The following is a 17,989-nucleotide window of genomic DNA, read 5'->3' as shown; positions in this document are numbered from 1 at the left end:
TCCAGTGTTGCACGGGGGTGGGAGACTGCCAGAAAATCTTCGCAATGGGTGCAACGTTTCCCGGGGGACACACGTCTACCAGTGGGACGACCGATCCGGGGAGGCACACTATGCAGGTCCGCCACAGAGCCCGGGTCGTCGCCCTGGCCATGGTCATGCTGGTCGGCGCCGGTGGGTGTGCGTCCGTGCCGCAGGCCGATCCGGGTGGCACTGGAGGAGGGCTCGCCCCGGTCGGCAGTGCGGAACAGGTAACGGGGGCGGGTGCCTCCTCCCTGCCCGACCAGCTGACCGGGTCCGACACGAAGCCCCGGCACCGGGAGAAGCCGCAGCCGAAGGTCCGCGCCAGCAAGACCCCGAAGGCGTCGACCGGGCGTCGCCCGCGCGTCCCGCAGAAGTCCAACCAGACCCGCTGCCAGGTGGGCGAGCACCAGCGTGAGGTGGAGACGTACCTGGCCCGGCTGGGCGGGTTCGGCACGGTCACCGTGGACGGCCGGCAGACCGACGCCGACTGCGCCGCGATCAAGAAGTTCCAGCAGCGGTACGACATCCGCCCCGCCGAGGGTCGCGCCGGCCCGTTGACGCTCGACGTGGCGAAGCGACTGGCCACCACCGACGTCAAGCGCTGCTCCGCCGGCTCCGGCACCACCTTCTGCGTCGACCTGACCCGGCAGACCACCTGGGTGATGCGCGACGGCAAGGTGGTCGCCAAGCCCACCGTCACCCGGACCGGGATGGCCGGCTACGCCACCCCCGCCGGCACGTACAAGGTGAACCTGCGCAACCTGAAGGAGTGGTCCAACCCGTACGAGGTGTGGCTGCCCTACTGGCAGCGCTTCAACGGCGGGATCGGCTTCCACGAGACCACCACCTACCTGCACAACGCGGGCATCGGCTCGCACGGCTGCGTCAACCTGCTGCATGCCGACGCGGTGCGCTGGTGGGAGCTGGGCAAGGTCGGCTCCCGGGTGGTCCTGGTCGGTCGTCGCCCTGGCACCTGAGCCTTCCGTCCACCCTGCCCGTCTCGTCTCCGGCCCCTCGGTAGTTGTCCGTAGGGGCCGGATCGGGGGTATTTCCCCCTGTCCGTCCTGGCGACCGGGTGCCACCCTGGAAGCCGGGGGCCGGACGGGGTGGGAGGGCTGGGATGAGCGTCGACCACGAGATGATCGCCGAGGACGCGGCTAACGGCGAGCAGGTGACACCGACCGACGAGGTGTCCACGGCCACCATGGTCGGGTACGCCGTCGCAGGGATCGCCGTTCTCGGCTGGTTCCTCTTCGGATGGCTGGTGCAGCGGCAGGGCTTCATCGACTCGGTCGGTGAGGCCGCCGGCACCGGCTTCGCCCTGCTGCTCATCGTCTCCGTCGTCGGCACCGTCCGCCGCAGCCGCCGCTGAGCGACAGCGGAGGACGTCGCCGCCGGGCGGTCAGTTCTCCCGGACGGCCGCGGTGATCCGGTGCAGGGCGAAGGTGTGCAGCATCTCGGTCCGCTCGTCCTCGGCACGCAGGTAACCCGCGCCGATCGACACCGGCCGCAGCAGCCGGGACAGCGTCGCCCCGTGGGCGTCGACGTAGCCGACCCAGACCAGCGCCTTGTCCCGGACCGCCTGCTGGAGCACCGCCAGGGCCTCGGCGTGACCGTGCGCGGGCATCGGGCCGGCCGCCGCGCGGGCCGCACCGCCGCGTACCACCGCCGGGGCCCGCCGCGCCGCCCGCGCCGCCGCCTCGCCCCGCCGGATCTGCTCCACCACACCCAACAGCCGGGGCAGCGCCAACCGGGGCGTGGCCAGCGGGTCCACCGCCCGCCCGGTCAGCACCCGGGCCGGGGCCCGTCGCACCCGGGGCCGGGCCAGCACCGTCGTGCCGGTGGCGTCCTCCGGCACCGGGGCGTAGCCGGCGTCACGCAGCGCGGTCAGCATCCGCCCCACCTGGTACGGGGTGCACAGCACCGTCGGAGCCAGCCGGCGGAACGTCAACGCCGTCAGCCGCCGGTCGGCCAGCACCTCCGCGAGTAGCGCCTCGTCGTCGCTGCGCACGTACCCGCCGGCGGAGCCGACCCGCAGCCCACCGTGCTGCCGGGCCACGTCGTCCACCAGATAGGTCAACCCCTGCGGGATCGGGGTGCGCGACCGCCGCCGGAACAGGTCGTGCAGGTCGTCGGCCGTGTAGCCGGAATCCAGGGCCCGTCGGACGCTGGCCGTGGTGACCCGGTGCACGCTGGCCCCACCCGCCGATTCCGGCTCGGTCACCGTCTCCAGTTCGGCGGCGAGCATCGGGTCGGGTGGGCCGGGCACCACCACGCTCAGGTCGGCCTGCACCAGGAAGTGGTCGACCGGTGCGGGAAGCAGGGCGTCCAGCGTCCGGACGGTGCCCGACGGGTCACCGCTGTCGACGTCGGAGCGCAACCCCAGCGGGTCGTCCCCGCCCCGCTCGTCGGTGTCCGTCACGTCGGCGAGCAGCAGCCGCCCGTACGAGGTGAGCGCGCCGAGGCCGGTCACCCCCAGCCGGGCCGCCTCGGTCAGCACCTCCCGGTGCGCGGCCTCCCGCCCCCGACTACGTCGGGGGGCCCGCCAGTCGAGCAGCGCCAGCACCTCCTCGGCGGTGGGGGCGGTGGCCGGTTCCAGCTCGGCCAGCACCCCGAGCACCGCCCGACGGGCGGCCGGCGCACCGGCCCGCTCCGCCTCGGCGGAGAGCACAGTGACCGGTCGGTCCCGGTCGTCGCGCTGCCCCACCAGACCGGCCTGCCGGCTCATCGTCAACCACGCGCGGGCCAGCTGCTCCCAGCGGTGGGCCAGCGACACCGCCCGCCACACCTCGTAAGCCCCGGTGGGCAGCACCTGCTGTTCGCCGCCGTACCGGCTCGCGGCGGCGGGGAGGTCCAGTTCGCCGAGGAGACCTGCCGCGTACGCCACCTCGACCAGCAGCGCGGTCGTCGACTCGTCCAGGGCCACCGTGCGGGCCAGCCGGCGCAGGTCGCGTACCCCGATCCCGCCGGAGCGCAGCACCGGCGCCGGCTCGGCGGTCAGCGCCTCCAGCAGCGCCTCGGTGTGCCGTACCACCTCCATGGTCTGCCCGACCCCGGCGGAGTCGACGGCCTTGGCTTCCCGGGGCGGCGCCGCGACCGGCGGCGGGTCGATCCGCAGCGGTCCGAGCGGGCCGGTGTCCCGGCGCAGCAGCAGCCCCACCTCGCGGGGCAGCTCGACCGTCCCGGCGGAGACCGCCACCAGCAGCCGGGCCTCGACCAGCCAGCGCACCGGCGACCCGGTCGGGGCGCCACCGTTGGTCGGGTCGGGCGGTACGTCGTCCTCCGCGCCGAGCGCCGGCGCCTGCAGCGATCCGGGCGGCACGCTGCCGACCGGTGGACCGGCGGCGAGCCGGTCCAGGATCGCCCGCGCCGACGGGGGCGCGGCGAGCAGCGTCCGGCGCAGTTTCGCGGCGTCCGCGCAGAGCGCCGCCGCCCGCAGGTCCAGCTCCTCCGCCGGCCGACCGAGCCCCGCCGGGTACGGGGCCAGCTCGTCCACGCTCCCGGTGACCCGCAGCGCCTGCTCCGGGCCGTACAGCAGGAACCGGGCGCGGAGCCGGTCGACCGCGCCACGGACCGTGGCCGGGGCGGGCGGGTGCGGCCCGGCGGCGGCCAGGGCGAGGACCGCCTCGGTGGAGGTGGTGCCCTCCGACTGGTCCCGGGTGAGCCGGGCGGCGTCGAGGATCTGGAGGGTGAACTGGTCCAGCCCGTCGAGCGCGCGGGCGACCGACACCCGCGACTCGGCCCGCAGGGCGAGCGCGGAGACGTCGGCCGGCACCGGCACGACGAGGTCGGGCCGCAGTTGGAGCAGCGCGGCGAGAGCCTCGTCGGGCAGCGCGCGCAGCTGGTCGGCGAGTGAGGTGGTCATCGTCGTTCCACGCTAGCCCGCGGGCGCCCGATCGCGCCGCCCGGACGTCCGGCTCGGGCGACCTGTCCGGGTACCTTCGCAGAATGTCCGCGCTGATGGTCGGGTTCGACCTCGACATGACCCTGATCGACTCCCGCCCCGGCATCGCCGCCGCCTACCGGGCGCTCACCGCCCGTACGGGTGTGCCGGTCGACGCCGAGCTGGCCGTCTCCCGGCTCGGCCCGCCGCTGCGCACCGAACTCGCCCACTGGTTCCCGGCGGAGCAGGTCGAGGAGGCGGTGACGCTCTACCGGGAGCTGTACCCGACGTACGCGATCACCCCGTCGGTGCCGATGCCCGGCGCGCGGGAGGCGGTCGACGCGGTGCACGCCCAAGGCGGCCGGGTGATGGTCGTCACCTCGAAGATCGGCCGGTTGGCCCGGCTGCACCTGGACCACCTCGGGCTGGCGGTCGACGAGTTGGCAGGCGACCTCTTCGCCGAGCAGAAGGCGACCTCGTTGCGGGAGCACGGTGCCGCGCTCTACGTCGGTGACCACGTGGCGGACATGGTGGCGGCCGGGGCGGCCGGCATCCCGGGCGTCGGCGTGGCCACCGGCCCCTGCCCGGCGGACGACCTGCGCGCGGCCGGGGCGCAGGTGGTGCTCGACGACCTCACCGGATTCCCGGCGGCGCTCGACCGGATCATCGGGCTAGCCTTGGAGCAGTAGTCGTATCGAGTGAAGCAGGGGTCTCCAAGGTGCCGACGGGTCGAGTGAAGTGGTATGACGCGGCCAAGGGATACGGGTTCGTCACCAGCGACGAGGGTGGCGACGTGTTCCTGCCGAAGGGCGCGCTGCCGGCGGGTGTCACCGACCTCAAGGGTGGGCAACGGGTCGACTTCAGCGTGGTGGACAGCCGGCGCGGTGCCCAGGCGATGGGGGTCAAGCTGCTGGACGCCCCGCCGTCCATGGCCGAACTGCGCCGCCGGCCGGCCGAGGAACTGCACGGCCTGGTCGAGGACATGATCAAGGTGCTGGAGGCGAAGGTGCAGCCGGACCTGCGCCGGGGCCGCTTCCCCGACCGCAAGACCGCGCAGAAGATCGCTCAGCTGGTCCACGCGGTGGCCAGCGAGTTGGAGGTCTGAGGCACCAGCCCGGCGTCGGCGGCCCGGCCCAGCAACGCCTCCACGGCGGCGAACCCCGCGTCCCCCAGGTCGGCGGTGAACTCGTTGACGTAGAGGCCGATGTGCCGGTCCACCACGTCGGGCTCCATCTCCTGCGCGTGCGCGAGCACGTACTCCCGGCTGGCCGAGGGGTCGGCCCACGCCTGGCGTACCGACTCGCGGACCCAGCCGGTGGCGGCCACCGGGTCCACCACACCCTTGCGGGCCAGGATCGCCCCGAGCGGGATGGGTAGGCCGGTGTCGGCCTCCCACCACTCGCCCAGGTCCACCAGCGCGGTCAGCCCGTGCCGGTGGTAGGTGAAGCGGGCCTCGTGGATCACCAGCCCGGCGTCGTACCGGCCGGCCGCGACGCCGGGCATGATCTCGTGGAACGGCACGATCTCGATCCGGGCCGGCGGCCGTCCGGCCGACCAGAGCCGGAACAGCAGGTACGCCGTGGTCCGGTCACCGGGCACCGCCACCGTGGCGCCGCCCAGGTCGACCCGGTCGCTCTCCCCACGGGTGAGCACGAGGGGGCCACAGCCACGGCCGAGCGCACCGCCGCAGGGCAGCAGGTGGTAGTCGTCGAGCAGCCAGGGGAGCGCGGCGTAGCTGACCTTCACCAGATCGAAGGCGCCCCGTTCGGCGGCCGTGTTGGTGACGTCGACGTCGGCGAAGGTGACTTCGACCGGCGGCGCGCCCGGCACCCGGCCGTGCACCAGCGCGTCGAAGACGAAGGTGTCGTTGGGGCAGGGCGAGATCGCCAGGGAGAGCGCCACGTCCCCACGGTAACGCCGCTTCCGACCGTCCTCCCGCCGAGCCCGCCCCGATGTGACCCCGCCCCCTGCCGACGACATCCGTCCCTTCGGCGGTCCGCCGTGGTCGGGGGCCGCTGCGACCCTGCCCCTGCCCCTGCCTCGGCCTCGGCCCCGGCCCCGGTCCGGCGTGGGCGGGGCCGCTCGCCGCATGCTCCGATCGCTCCGCAGGGCCGGTCGGGGGCGGGTTCCGGGCAGAGCCGGGCTGGGAGGTACTCCTACGCGTCCTTTCGATCTGACGGCGTCAGCGATTCAGGAACCGGCTCCCGAGTCTGGGCAGCTGCCCCGCCGGGTGCTTGGCTGGCCCTGGCCCTGGCCCTGTAGCCCTGGTGATTCGGTGAGGTCATCAGCTCGAAAGGACGCGACCTCGGTACCTTGTCCCCAGCTCCAGCACGTTTCCACAGGGTTATCCACAGGTCGGGCGGGGCTGTTGAAACAGCGCCGACGCAACGGGAACATGGCGGGGTGACGACGGAGGATGCCCCGCTGGCCGACCTGGGCCGGACGGTCCGGGCGCTGCGCCGTGAGGCCGACCTGAGCCAGCGGGAGCTGGCCCGGCGTTCCGGGGTGCCCCAGGCGACCATTGCCCGGATCGAGTCCGGCAGGGCGACCGACCCACGGTTCCACACGGTCGAGCGCCTGGTGCGGGCGGTCGGCGGGACCCTGACGGTCGCACTGCCGGTCGAGCCGGCGTCGTCGGTGGCCCCGACCACAGCGCCGACCTCAGCGCCGACCTCAGCCCTGACTGCGGCGTCGGCTGCCGAGGTGACCTGTGCGCTGCCGCCGGTGCCGCACGACGACCTGCGGGACACCGCCGGACGGCGCTATCCGGCCCACCTCGACGTCTGGCCGGTGCGGGAGCCGAAGGACTGGCCGGGTGCCTGGTGGGCGGACTGGTACAACTTGCCGCCTCCGCTGTGGCCGCTGCGGTTGCCGCCGGCGGCGTACGAACGGAATCGGGGACACCGGGACCGGCGGCGGGCGGCGGAGCGGGTCCGTCGGGACGTCAGGGTCCGGTGGGTGGACGGTGACGGGCGACCGGCGACCACCTGGCGGTTCGTGGCCGAGCTGCCCGACGGCACCCTCCTGGGGGAGCTGCGCGCCCACGAGCGTGACCTGCACCTGGTCCGTGGGGACGACGGGGACTGGCCGCGTGAACTCGTACTCGACGGGGTGCTGGTCGCGGCCGGGAACCGCCGGATCGGCATCGGTGACCGGTTGGTGGCGGCCATGACACGGTGGATGGACGAGACGGGCATCGGCCTGGTCCGCACGGTGGTCGAGGAGCACATCGCCATCCGTTTCCTGTCGGCCTGCGGATTCCGGGTCGCGTCGGCCCGTCCCCTCGCCATGGCCCTGAGACGCCCGACCGGTCCCGCGCCCCGGCCACCCCGACCGCCGTGAACACCCCGACCGCCGTGAACACCCCGACCGCCGTAGCCGCCCGGCCGGCCGGATTGCCGCATCCGCCAGCCCCCGGGCTGGCGGGTGCGTCTCAGGACAGCGCGCGGGCCGCCTCGGTCAGGGCGGTGAACGCCTCCCGCATCCGCCAGCCGTCGCGGTCCCGGGGGCCGACCGGGTTCGAGACGGTACGCAGCTCGGCGAAGGGGAGGCCGGCCTGTGTGGCGGCGACCGCCACCGCGTACCCCTCCATGGCCTCGGCCACCGCGTCGGGGTGCCGGTCGGCCAGGGCGGTGGTGCTCGCGGCCGTGCCGGTGACCGTGCTGACCGTCAGCACCGCCCCGACGACCGCCTGGGGGAGGGCGGCGCGCAGCGCGCCCAGCAGCGCCCGGTCGACGTCGATGGTGGGGCCGCCACCGAGCAACTCCGGTGGCATGCCCAACTCGTCGACGGGGATGAAGCCCGTCGGGGACTCGGCCCCGAGGTCCGCGGCGACGCTGCGGGAGGCGAGCACCGTGGCGCCGACCGGGGCGCGGCCGGCGAAACCGCCGGCGATCCCGGCGCTGACCACCGCGCGGTAGGGATGGCCGGCGGCCTCCGCGAGGGCCAGCATCCGGGCCGTGGTGGCACCGGCCACGGCCGGACCCACGCCGATCGCCCGGACGGTCACCGTCGGATCGGTCAGCCCGGCCCGGACGGCCTCCGCCTCGGCCGGTACGGCGGTGAGTACCAGCAGGCCCGTCATGACACCGACCCCGGCGACTGTCGTCGCTGGTCGTCGTCGACACCGCTGCCGCTGCCGCTGCCCGGGACGGCCGAGGACGGCCGGTAGATGTGGTAACCCGGCGGGGCCAACCCGTCGGCGGAACGCCTGGAGTCGCCCGCCCCGCTCGGTGCCGGTGAGGTGGGTGCGGCGCGGGCCGCCGCCTCGGCCGCCGCGTCGTCGGCGCTGTCGGCCAGCTGATCGGTCGTCAGGTCGGCGTGGTCGCCGTCCGGTCGGTCGGCGGCGTCCCCGCCGGTACGGGCCGCCGCGCCGTCGGTGGCGCCACGGGCGCGGCGGGCGCGGCGGGCCTCGTCGGCGGCAACGTCGGCCTGGTCCTGGGCGGCCAGTTCCTCGTCGGTGAGCGGCCGGCCGAGCAGCCGCTGGGCGCGGAGCCGACCGGCCACGACGACCCCCCGTACGGCGGCGAGGACACCCACCCCGGCGGCGACCGCGATGCCGATCCGACCCTCGAACGGGACGAGGCCGAGCCCACCCCCGGCGACGAAGGCGAGCATCAGGACGGTCTCCGAGTGGGCGAAGGAACTGGCCCGCAGCCGTTCGGGGATCCGTTCCTGGATCGAGGCGTCCACGGCGAGCTTGGCGATCCCGCTGGACAGAGCGGCGACCAGGCAGAACAGCGCCACCATCGGCAGCGAGAACTTCAACACGGTCAGGATGCCCACCCCGGCCACGATGATCATCGTGTTGGACTGGATCGCCGCCGGCCGGTGGATGCGCAGCCGGGTGCCGACCGCGGTGGCCAGGAAACCGCCCACCGCCAGCGCCCCGCCGATCAGGCCCAGCGCCGCCTGGTCGTTGAGTTCCCGGCCGAACAGGTCGTTGGTCAGGTCCCCCTTCTTCAGCGCGAACGCCAGGAAGAGCAGGAGGAAGCCGTAGAGCGCGCGGAGCCCCGCCGCCCCGATCAGGGTGGCGATCACCAGCCGGCCCGCCGGTCGTCCCCTACCCAGCGGACGGTCGCCCTTGCGGCGCAGCGCCCGCAGCGGTCGGGGCACCCGCTCGGGCGGCTCGGAGTCCGCCCGGGGCGGCAGCCGCAGCGCGATCACCATGCCGACCAGGAAGATGACCGAGGCGACCCGCAGCGGCCACTGCGGCCCGAACCAGAACGCCGCCAGTCCCAGCGGGGCCACCAGGGCCCCGGCCACCGTGCCGTAGACGCTGGCCCGCGCCCCCACCTGGGACAACCCGAGACCCTCCGGCAGCAACCGGGGTACGGCGGCGGACCGGGCCACCCCGTACGCCCGGGAGAGCGCCAGCACGCCGAACGCGGCCGGATAGAGCCCGAGGCTGCCGAGGTAGTCGGAGATCAGCCAGGCGAGGAAGGCCCGGCCGAGCATGGTGGTGGCCAGCGCGTACCGGCGGCCGTGCCGGAAGTGGTCGAGCAGCGGACCGACCACGGGGGCCAGCATCGCGAACGGCACCATCGTGACCAGCAGGTAGAGCGCGACCTTGCTGCGGGCCTCGCCGAGCGGGACGTCGAAGAAGATGGTCCCGGCCAGGCCGATGGCGATCAACGTGTCCCCGGCGCAGGAGACGGCGTGCAGGTCGAACAGGCGGACCATGCCGGTCTCGCCGCCGGCCCCCCGTGCGCGGGCCGAGCCGGCGCGGCGGGTCACCCAGCGTCCGCCGTTGACCGAGCCACGCAGCAGCAGGCGGGTGGCGCGGATGCCGGTGCCGACGGTCCGTCCCAGGACGGACGACCCGGAGCGGGAGAACAGCGGCATGTGCACCATCCTTGCCCATCTGCTCCAGGTACGCCGCACCACGGGGGAAGACTCACTCGGGGAGTGCCTGTCGGCGCGCGGCGCGCATGGGGAACAATGGTCGGGTGACCAGGCCCGCTCCCGCCCGTGCCGCCCGCCTCGACCAGGTCTGCGCCGCCGCCGTCGAGGTGGCCCGCGACGCGATCACCGAGGTGGAGCCCTCCGACATCGGCGACCACCTGCGGGCCGTCGCCGAGGGTGACCGGGTCGTCACCCACTATTTCGAGTGTCTGCTCGGTGGCTACCGGGGCTGGCGCTGGGCGGTGACGGTCACCCGGGTGCCGCGCAGCCGGCAGGTCACCGTCTGTGAGACGGTGCTGCTGCCCGGCTCCGACGCGCTGCTCGCGCCGGGCTGGCTGCCCTGGCAGGAACGCCTCCAGCCGGGTGACCTCGGCCCCGGTGACCTGCTGCCCACCCCGTCGGACGACGACCGGCTCGCCCCCGGCTACCTGCTCTCCGACGACCCGGCGGTCGAGGAGACCTCCTGGGAGCTGGGCCTGGGCCGCCCCCGGGTGCTGTCCCGCGAGGGACGGGCCGAGACGGCCCAACGCTGGTACGACGGCGACCAGGGCCCGTCGGCGCCGATCTCCACCGCCGCCCCCGCGTCGGCCCGCTGCGGCACCTGCGGCTTCTACCTGCCGCTGGCCGGTGCGCTCCGGCAGGCGTTCGGGGCCTGCGGCAACTTCTACGCCCCCGACGACGGTCGGGTGGTCAGTGCCGACCACGGCTGTGGCGCGCACTCGGAGACCCTGGTGGAGACTCCCGAGCCGGTGGTCGACGAGCTTCCGACGGTGTACGACGACAGCGCGGTCGAGTCGATGACGGTGGACGTCGCGCCGACGACCGCCGAGCCGGTGCCGGTGGAGTCGACCGACCCCGCCTGACCGCCGGACGGTCAGCCCCGGGGGGCGGATTCCCGACGGCGACGCCGGTGGGCGTCGTGCCGCATCATCGTGACCAGACCGGGAAAGCCCCACAGGAACCCGGCCAGACAGGTCCAGAGCCAGTCCTGGTGGCCGTGTTCGGTGAGCCAGTCACGGAAGAAGACCAGCAGGAGGAGTCCGGCCACCGCCCAGGCGATCAGCCCGGCGACGGCGAACGGGACCATCGGCGGGTCGAGTGGTTCGGGTCGGGGTGGTTGCTCCTGCGGCACGGGCAGAAGCGTACCGCGAAGTACTTTCCCGGCCCGCCGTTGATCTGGGACGATGCGCGCGACAACGGTAGATCATTTGCGAGGACCTGATGGCCATTGCGCCGCCGGACAACGGCATTCCCTCTGATCCCGCTCAACCCCGGAACGGTTTCGACCGGTTCTTCGAGATCTCCGCCCGTGGCTCGACGATGAGCCGCGAGGTACGGGGTGGCCTGGCGACCTTCTTCACGATGGCGTACATCGTGGTGTTGAACCCGCTGATCCTGGGCGGAGCCGCCGACGGTGACGGCAAGAAGCTCTCGATCCCCGCGCTGGCCGCCGCGACCGCGCTGGTGGCGGGCCTGATGACGATCCTGATGGGGGTCGTCGGGCGGTTCCCGATGGCGCTGGCCGCCGGTCTGGGGGTGAACGCGCTCGTCGCGTTCGAGATCGCCCCGCAGATGACCTGGGCGGATGCGATGGGGCTGGTGGTGATCGAGGGTGTGCTCATCGCGATCCTCGTGCTCACCGGCCTGCGTACGGCGGTGTTCCGTTCGGTCCCGACGCAGCTCAAGACCGCGATCGGGGTCGGCATCGGGTTGTTCCTGACCATCATCGGGCTGGTCGACGCCGGCTTCGTCAGGCGGGTGCCGGACGCGGCGAACAGCACCGTGCCGGTGGGCCTCGGCATCAACGGCAAGATCGTCAGCTGGCCGATGCTGGTCTTCGTGGTGGGCCTGCTGGTGACGTTGGTGCTGGTGGTGCGCCGGGTACGCGGTGCGATCCTGATCGGCATCCTGGCCTCGACCGTGCTGGCGATCATCGTGGAGGCGGTCGCCAAGGTGGGTCCGTCGTTCGTCGACGACAAGCCGAACCCGCACGGCTGGTCGTTGAACGTGCCGAAGCTGCCCGAGCGGCTCGTCGACATCCCCGACCTGTCGTTGCTGGGCAACTTCAACGTGCTGGGCTCGTGGAGCCGGGCCGGTTGGCTGATCCCGCTGATGTTCGTCTTCACCCTGTTGATCACGGACTTCTTCGACACGATGGGCACGATGGTCGCGATCGGCCAGGAGGGGGACATGCTCGACGAGCAGGGCACCCCACCCCGGGCGAAGGAGATCCTGCTGGTCGACTCGATCGCCGCGGCGGCGGGTGGCGCGGCGAGCGTCTCCAGCAACACGTCGTACATCGAGAGCGCGTCGGGGGTCGCGGAGGGTGCCCGGACCGGGGTGGCCAACCTGGTCACCGGCGCCCTGTTCCTGCTGGCGATGTTCCTGGCGCCGCTGTCCACGGTGGTGCCGTTCGAGGCGGCCTCGACGGCGCTGGTGGTGGTCGGGTTCCTGATGATGACCGCGGTACGGACGATCGACTGGACCGACTACGAGATCGCCATCCCGGCGTTCCTCACCATCACCCTGATGCCGTTCACCTACTCGATCTCCAACGGCATCGGCGCGGGCGTCATCAGCTACGTGGTGCTGAAGCTGGCCAAGGGGAAGGCGCGGGAGGTCCATCCGCTGCTCTACGCGGTGGCGGTGCTGTTCGTGCTCTACTTCCTGCGGGGGCCGATCGAGTCCGCGGTGATGTAGCCCCACCCGTCGGCCTCCGGGCCGGGCGACCCGTCGGGATGCCCGGCCCGGGGCGGCGGCATTCCCCCTCGTGAGCATGGTCATATGGCATGTCATTAGCCAGGCTCATTAGTTAGGCTAACGACTGTGACGGAGCGGACGGTGACGGCGAACCGCGTGCCACCGGCGCAGCTGGCACCCCAGCTGCGTGATGCGATCACCCGACTCAACCGGCGGGTCCGGCAGGCCCGCCCGGTCGGCGACCTGACGGTCACCCAGCTCTCCGCGCTCACCAGCCTCCGGCTGGCGGGCGCGCTGACGCCCCGGGAACTGGCCGACGTCGAACGGGTCCAGCCACCGACGATGACCAAGATCGTCGCGAAGCTGGAGGAGCGCGGCCTGGTGCAGCGCACCCCCCACCCGACCGACGGCCGGCAGGTCATCCTGGCGGCCACCGAGGGAGGCCGGGCCGTGCTCGACCAGTTCGAGCGGGCCCGTAACGAGTGGCTGGCCAGCCGGCTGGCCGCGCTCACGGAGGACGAACGCGACACGCTACGGCGGGCCGCCGACATCCTCCAGCAGCTCGCCCGCGCCTGACGCCCCACCGGGTCCGCGCCGTCCGCCGTCGATGACGCGTACCCGGCCCGAGGAGGCGCACCAAGAGTGCAGGCGAAGCTGAGCACGATGTTCCAGTCCCTACGAGTCCGTAACTACCGACTCTTCGCCACCGGACAGCTGGTCAAACTGATCGGCGTCTGGATGATGTTCATCGCCCAGGACTGGCTCGTCCTTGAGCTTTCGGACAATTCCGCCACCGCGCTCGGCGTGGTCACCGCCCTCCAGTTCACCCCGGTGCTGCTGCTCACCCTGCTCTCCGGCCGGCTCGCCGACCGGTACGACAAGCGGATGCTGCTGTTCGTCGCCAACGCCTTCTGGACGGTGCTGGCGCTGGGGATGAGCCTGCTGGTGCTCACCGGCCTGGTCGAGCTGTGGCACGTCTTCACGTTCGCCGCCCTGCTCGGCATCGCCAACGCGGTGGAGACCCCGGTCCGGCAGGCGTTCGTCAGCGAACTCGTCGGCACCACCCTGCTGCCCAACGCGCTCTCGCTCAACGCGGCGGTGTTCAACTCGGCCCGGATCATCGGTCCCGCCGTCGCCGGCCTGGCCATCGCCGCGTTCGACGTCGGCCCGGTCTTCCTGTTCACCGCCGTCAGCTCCGTCGCACCGCTGGCCAACGTGGTCCGGATGCGGCCGGCCGAGCTGTACCGCAAGGAACTCCCGCCGCTCGGCGAACGGGACTCGGCCAAGATCATCGACGGGCTGCGCTACGTCCGTAGCCGCCCCGACCTGCTGCTGCCGATGGTGGTCATGTCGGTGATCGGGATGTCGCTGTTCAACTTCCAACTCACCCTCGCCGCGCTGGCCAAGACGGTCTTCCACACCGGGGCCGCCTCGTTCGGCCTGTTCAGCACCGCGCTGGCGGTCGGCGCGCTGGTCGGGGCGCTCGCCGGCACCGGCCGACGCAGCCGCCCCTCGGTCTGGCTGGTGCTCGGCGCGGCCGTCGGCTGTGCGGTCTTCGGCACCCTGGTCGGCCTCGCCCCGGCGTACTGGCTGGTGGTGACCCTGCTCCTGCCGACCGGCTTCTTCATGGTCTTCTTCGCCCAGGCGGCCAACCAGCGGGTTCAGCTCGGCACCGACGCCGCCTTCCGGGGCCGGGTGATGGCGCTGTGGGTGCTGGTGTTCCTGGGCACCAACCCGGTCGGCGCGCCGATCATCGGCTGGGTCGCCGAGACCTTCGGCGCCGGGGCGAGCATCTGGATGGGTGGGCTCATCTCCCTGGCCACCGCCCTGCTCGCGCTCGCCTGGCAGCTCCGCCGCTCCGGCGCCCGGCTGCGTTTCCGGGTGCTGCCCATGCCCCGCTTCTACGTGGTGTCCCGCACCGGGCTGCTCACCCCCAGCGGGCGGTGAGCGGCGCGGTCCGTCCCAGGGCGGACACGCACAGCGTTCAGATAGCAACAAAGCGGTGGCGCGCGGCCCCGGCGGGCCTTAGCGTCGAGGTGTGGCAGGCGAGAGCGCACTGACGCTGGTACTGGCTATCCTCGCCGTGGCCTGCCTGCCGGCGGCGTTCGCCCTGGTCTTCTGCTATGACGAAATTCTCGACCGGGTGGCCTGCGGCTGGGCCGAGTGGCGGGAACGCCGTCGGGAACGCCGCACCATCGCCCGGCTCGACCGGGCCCTCGCCACCGACCCGGTCACCGGCGACCTCGACCTGACCGAGCTGGACCGGGCCGACCGCCGCCCCCTCGAACTCCTCGCCGCCGACCTGCGCCGACTCGGCCGGCACCGGCTCGCCGCGGGCGGCCGTTCGGTGGTCTGGCACAGCTCGGTCATCGAGGCGTACGACGACCGGCTGCGTGCCGCCTGCCGGGCACTGGGGATCGCCGAGCACCTGGCCGAGCTGGCCGGGGTTGACCGGGAGATCGAACGGGTCCGGGTCGAAGGGCTGCTCGCCGGGGCGGGGCTGGGGCTGCCGGCCACCCGCGCCGACCGTCGCCCCCGTGACCGGCGGGCGTGAGACTCTTCGTCGCGGTCTACCCACCGCCGTCCGCCGTCGCCGACCTCACCGCCCGGACGGCCCGGCTGCGGGTGGGCGCGGCCACCGCCGCCGGCCTCGACGTACGCCTGACACAGCCGGCGCACCTGCACGTCACGCTGGCCTTCCTCGGTGAGGTGGCACCCGGTCGACTACCCGGGGTCCAGGGTGCCCTCGCGGCGGCGGCCGGGACCGCCCGTGCCGGTTGGACGCACCCGCCCCGGCTGCGGCTGGGCGGCGGGGGCTGCTTCGGTCAGGGCCGCTCCACAGTGCTCTGGGTGGACGTGCTGGGGGAGGTGCCGGCGCTGCGTACCCTGGCCCGGCTGATCCGTGCCGAGCTGGACCGGGCCGGTCTGCCGTACGACGGGAAGCCGTTCCGCCCGCACCTGACGGTGGCCCGTCCCGGGGACCGGCTCACCCCGTCCGAGGTGGAGGCCGACCGGCTCGCCCTCGACGCCCACCTCGGCCCGTCGTGGCCGGCCACCGACCTGGTGCTGGTCCACAGCCGCCCCGGCCCGCACCACACCCCCCTGACCAGCTGGCCCCTGGCACCGCGCCCGCCTGCCCGCCCCGACGCGCTGCCCCGCCCCGACGCGCTGCCCCGGCGCGACGGGGGCGACACAGCGGTGTCCGAGCGCTCGGACACCGCCACATCGCCCCCGTTGAGTTGATCACCCCGGCGGGTGGGTCACCAGGCCCAGGCCTCCGGGCCGGGGCCGCCGTTGCCGACCGGCGGGAACAGCTCGTCGAGCCGCTGCTCCGTCGCCTCGTCGATCTCCACCGAGAGTGCACCCAGGGTGTTGTCGAGCTGCGCCACCGTACGCGGACCGATGATCGGGGCGGTCACCCCGGGCCGGGAGAGCAGCCAGGCCAGCGCCACGTCGGCCGGGTCCTGACCCCGCTCCGCGCAGAACTTCTCGTACGCCTCGATGGCCGGCCGGTGTGCGGCGAGCCCGTCGGCGGCGCGACCGGCGGTGCCCCGCGCGGCCCCACCCTCCGCCATCTTGCGCAGCACCCCGGACAGCAGCCCGCCGTGCAGCGGCGACCACGGAATGACCCCGAGCCCGTAGTGCTGCGCGGCGGGGATCACCTCCAACTCGACGTGCCGGGTGAGCAGGTTGTAGATGGACTGCTCGGCGACCAGACCGAGGAAGTTGCGCTTCCCGGCGGCGGCCTGCGCCTGGGCGATGTGCCAACCGGCGAAGTTGGATGACCCGACATAGATCACCTTGCCCTGTGCGACCAGGGTCTCCATCGCCTGCCAGATCTCCTCCCACGGGGTGCTCCGGGAGACGTGGTGCATCTGGTAGAGGTCGATCACGTCGGTCTGGAGCCGACGCAGCGAGTCCTCACAGGCCCGGACGATGTGTCGGGCGCTCAGGCCCTGGTCGTTGGGCCACTCGCTCATCTTGCCGTAGACCTTGGTGGCCAGGACGACCTTGTCCCGCCGGCCCTCGCCCTGGGCGAACCAGCGGCCGATGATCTGCTCGGTGATCCCCTCACCGGTCTGCCAGCCGTACACGTTGGCGGTGTCGAAGAAGTTGATGCCGTGTTCGAGCGCCCGGTCCATGACGGCGAAGCTGTCCGGCTCGGACGTCTGCGGCCCGAAGTTCATCGTGCCGAGGCAGAGCCGGCTCACCGACAGGCCGGTGCGTCCCAGATTCGTGTACTCCATGACCCCACCCTGACACGCGCGGCGGAACGCCGCCGGGCACTGCCAGGGTGGAGCCCCGGGTCAGGAGGACTCGCGGGCCGCCGGGCCACTGCCGAAGAGGACATCGTCCCAGCTCGGGAGGCGCTTGCGCGGCTTGCCCGAGGCGTCCGTCGACTCGCCACCGGCAGCCGCCGCCGCGCCGGTGCGACGCGGCCGGAGCACCGCCAGCGACGGCACGGCCGGGACCTCCTTCGGCGCGTCCGAGTCGTCGTCGAAGGCGGAACCCTGCCCGCCGCCGAGCAGTGCGGCGGCGCCACCGCCGACGGCCCGATGACGGGGGGCGTCGGCACCGGCCAGCGCGGCCGGGGACCGCGGGTCGAGACCCCGCCCCGAGGTGCCGCCGAGCGGACGGTCCAGTGAGGCGAGCAGCGCGTCCCGGCCGGCCCGGATCGGGTCCCGGCCCGGTCGGGCCTGCTCGTTGGCGGCCGGCAGGCCGTGCCCGCCCCGGCTCGGCTCACCGCGCGACGGACCGGGCAGCGCGTGACCGCCCCGCTCCGGTGCCGGCTCCTGGCCGAGGATCGGCGTGGGACGCTCGGCGCAGAGGTACTGCGCCATGTCGTCGTGCGGGGTGACGTTCTGCCGGAGCTTGTCGAGATCCCAGACGGCCTGCGCGGTGGCCTTGCCGGACGGCCAGGTCGCGATGATCCGCCAGGTGCCGTCGTCGCGCCGGAAGGCGTCCCAGGAGATCTTCTCGGTGTCGATGCCGTGCTGGGCCAGCCGGCCGTTGACCACCTCGGCCAGCGGGGTGGCCTTCTCGGCGCCCTTGAGCCGGGTGCGCCGGGCGTGCTGGGCGAGCATGGCCCGCTCCTGGAGCACCGGGCCGGCGTAGCGCAGCACCCGGTCGACGGGGACGCCGGCGATCCGGGCGACGTCCTCGGCGGACTCGCCGGAGCGGATGCGGGCCTGGATGTCCCGGGGGGACAGCGACGGGGTCGGATCGGCCCCGACCGGGACGACGGCGAGCGGCGGCGTGCCGGGCTCGGCGTGCAGCACGGTCGCGATGCGTTCGTCGATGGGGAGGGCGAGCAGGCGCCCGACCTCGTCGGCGAGCACCAGCGCCTGGCCGTCCTCGGAGAGGGCGACGAAGCGTACTGGGCGCATGGCGTAGCCTCCGTCCCGCTTCGCTGGCCGTCACGCCACGAGCCGGCCACCCGGGCGTCCTCGCACCACCGTACGCCCATCTGCCCACAGGTGG

Annotated in this window: 17 protein-coding genes and 1 pseudogene; 11 read left to right on the top strand and 7 right to left on the bottom strand. The window is 73.6% G+C overall.

What is annotated here, in order from left to right:
* Positions 1 to 110: 110 nt before the first annotated feature.
* Complete coding sequence (locus ACN265_RS28795) at positions 111 to 998, top strand: L,D-transpeptidase family protein (protein WP_204925852.1); 888 nt, start codon at positions 111 to 113, stop codon at positions 996 to 998.
* Positions 999 to 1,159: 161 nt separating this feature from the next.
* Entirely contained in the window at positions 1,160 to 1,393 is a 234-nt protein-coding gene (locus ACN265_RS28790; RefSeq protein ID WP_421411676.1) for a hypothetical protein, read from the top strand.
* Positions 1,394 to 1,423: 30 nt separating this feature from the next.
* Here ACN265_RS28790 and ACN265_RS28785 read toward each other — a convergent pair whose 3' ends face one another.
* A complete protein-coding gene (locus ACN265_RS28785; RefSeq protein WP_421410669.1) occupies positions 1,424 to 3,886 on the bottom strand; it encodes a helicase-associated domain-containing protein in 2,463 nt (820 codons plus the stop codon).
* Between the two features lie 83 nt (positions 3,887 to 3,969).
* Here ACN265_RS28785 and ACN265_RS28780 point away from each other — a divergent pair, with 83 nt between their 5' ends.
* The gene (locus ACN265_RS28780; RefSeq protein WP_204925855.1) at positions 3,970 to 4,593 is read left to right on the top strand and encodes an HAD family hydrolase; all 624 of its coding nucleotides are present in this window, start codon (positions 3,970 to 3,972) and stop codon (positions 4,591 to 4,593) included.
* Between the two features lie 29 nt (positions 4,594 to 4,622).
* On the top strand, positions 4,623 to 5,009 hold the full coding sequence (locus ACN265_RS28775; RefSeq protein ID WP_204925856.1) for a cold-shock protein: 387 nt from the start codon (positions 4,623 to 4,625) through the stop codon (positions 5,007 to 5,009).
* Here ACN265_RS28775 and ACN265_RS28770 read toward each other — a convergent pair.
* Positions 4,970 to 5,806 (bottom strand): 1,4-dihydroxy-6-naphthoate synthase, encoded by an 837-nt coding sequence (locus ACN265_RS28770; RefSeq protein ID WP_421410668.1) that lies wholly within the window; start codon positions 5,804 to 5,806, stop codon positions 4,970 to 4,972. The two genes, ACN265_RS28775 and ACN265_RS28770, sit on opposite strands and share 40 nt — an antisense overlap.
* 501 nt (positions 5,807 to 6,307) lie before the next feature.
* Between ACN265_RS28770 and ACN265_RS28765 the strand changes: the two genes are divergently transcribed.
* Positions 6,308 to 7,246: a GNAT family N-acetyltransferase gene (locus ACN265_RS28765; RefSeq protein WP_421410667.1), complete on the top strand. Its 939-nt coding sequence runs from the start codon at positions 6,308 to 6,310 to the stop codon at positions 7,244 to 7,246.
* Positions 7,247 to 7,337: 91 nt separating this feature from the next.
* On the opposite strand, the gene ACN265_RS28760 is transcribed toward ACN265_RS28765, so the two are convergent.
* Together ACN265_RS28760 and ACN265_RS28755 are read right to left on the bottom strand one after the other, a co-directional pair.
* Positions 7,338 to 7,988 carry a futalosine hydrolase gene (locus tag ACN265_RS28760; protein ID WP_204925859.1) on the bottom strand — a complete coding sequence of 217 codons (651 nt, stop codon included), beginning with the start codon at positions 7,986 to 7,988 and terminating at the stop codon, positions 7,338 to 7,340.
* Positions 7,985 to 9,748 (bottom strand): MFS transporter, encoded by a 1,764-nt coding sequence (locus ACN265_RS28755; protein WP_421410666.1) that lies wholly within the window; start codon positions 9,746 to 9,748, stop codon positions 7,985 to 7,987. The genes ACN265_RS28760 and ACN265_RS28755 overlap by 4 nt, the downstream gene beginning before the upstream one ends.
* Before the next feature lie 86 nt (positions 9,749 to 9,834).
* Here ACN265_RS28755 and ACN265_RS28750 point away from each other — a divergent pair, with 86 nt between their 5' ends.
* Positions 9,835 to 10,671, top strand: coding sequence for a DUF3027 domain-containing protein (locus tag ACN265_RS28750; protein WP_421410665.1), 837 nt, complete (start codon positions 9,835 to 9,837; stop codon positions 10,669 to 10,671).
* Between the two features lie 11 nt (positions 10,672 to 10,682).
* Here the strand turns inward: ACN265_RS28750 and ACN265_RS28745 are convergent, their stop codons facing one another.
* Positions 10,683 to 10,940, bottom strand: coding sequence for a DUF2530 domain-containing protein (locus ACN265_RS28745; RefSeq protein ID WP_204925862.1), 258 nt, complete (start codon positions 10,938 to 10,940; stop codon positions 10,683 to 10,685).
* An 89-nt stretch (positions 10,941 to 11,029) separates the two neighbouring features.
* Between ACN265_RS28745 and ACN265_RS28740 the strand changes: the two genes are divergently transcribed.
* From ACN265_RS28740 to thpR, 5 genes and pseudogenes are all read left to right on the top strand, one after another.
* Positions 11,030 to 12,508: an NCS2 family permease gene (locus tag ACN265_RS28740; RefSeq protein WP_420116341.1), complete on the top strand. Its 1,479-nt coding sequence runs from the start codon at positions 11,030 to 11,032 to the stop codon at positions 12,506 to 12,508.
* Positions 12,509 to 12,634: 126 nt separating this feature from the next.
* Positions 12,635 to 13,084 (top strand): MarR family winged helix-turn-helix transcriptional regulator, encoded by a 450-nt coding sequence (locus tag ACN265_RS28735; protein WP_204925864.1) that lies wholly within the window; start codon positions 12,635 to 12,637, stop codon positions 13,082 to 13,084.
* Between the two features lie 66 nt (positions 13,085 to 13,150).
* Entirely contained in the window at positions 13,151 to 14,455 is a 1,305-nt protein-coding gene (locus tag ACN265_RS28730) for an MFS transporter (RefSeq protein WP_357925685.1), read from the top strand.
* A gap of 91 nt (positions 14,456 to 14,546) precedes the next feature.
* Positions 14,547 to 15,062, top strand: coding sequence for a hypothetical protein (locus tag ACN265_RS28725; RefSeq protein ID WP_357925688.1), 516 nt, complete (start codon positions 14,547 to 14,549; stop codon positions 15,060 to 15,062).
* A pseudogene (thpR, locus tag ACN265_RS28720) lies at positions 15,059 to 15,628 on the top strand (RNA 2',3'-cyclic phosphodiesterase); the annotation flags it as partial. The gene ACN265_RS28725 and the pseudogene thpR, both read left to right, overlap by 4 nt.
* 140 nt (positions 15,629 to 15,768) lie before the next feature.
* Here thpR and ACN265_RS28715 read toward each other — a convergent pair.
* Positions 15,769 to 16,755 carry an aldo/keto reductase gene (locus ACN265_RS28715; RefSeq protein WP_421410664.1) on the bottom strand — a complete coding sequence of 329 codons (987 nt, stop codon included), beginning with the start codon at positions 16,753 to 16,755 and terminating at the stop codon, positions 15,769 to 15,771.
* Between the two features lie 60 nt (positions 16,756 to 16,815).
* Entirely contained in the window at positions 16,816 to 17,895 is a 1,080-nt protein-coding gene (gene sepH, locus ACN265_RS28710) for a septation protein SepH (protein WP_421410663.1), read from the bottom strand.
* Between the last annotated feature and the right edge of the window lie 94 nt (positions 17,896 to 17,989).

Source organism: Micromonospora sp. WMMD730 (assembly GCF_049178955.1).
Classification (GTDB): domain Bacteria; phylum Actinomycetota; class Actinomycetes; order Mycobacteriales; family Micromonosporaceae; genus Micromonospora; species Micromonospora wenchangensis.
The sequence above is the reverse complement of the archived record's forward strand: the minus strand, read 5'-3'. Positions and strand labels throughout refer to the sequence as shown.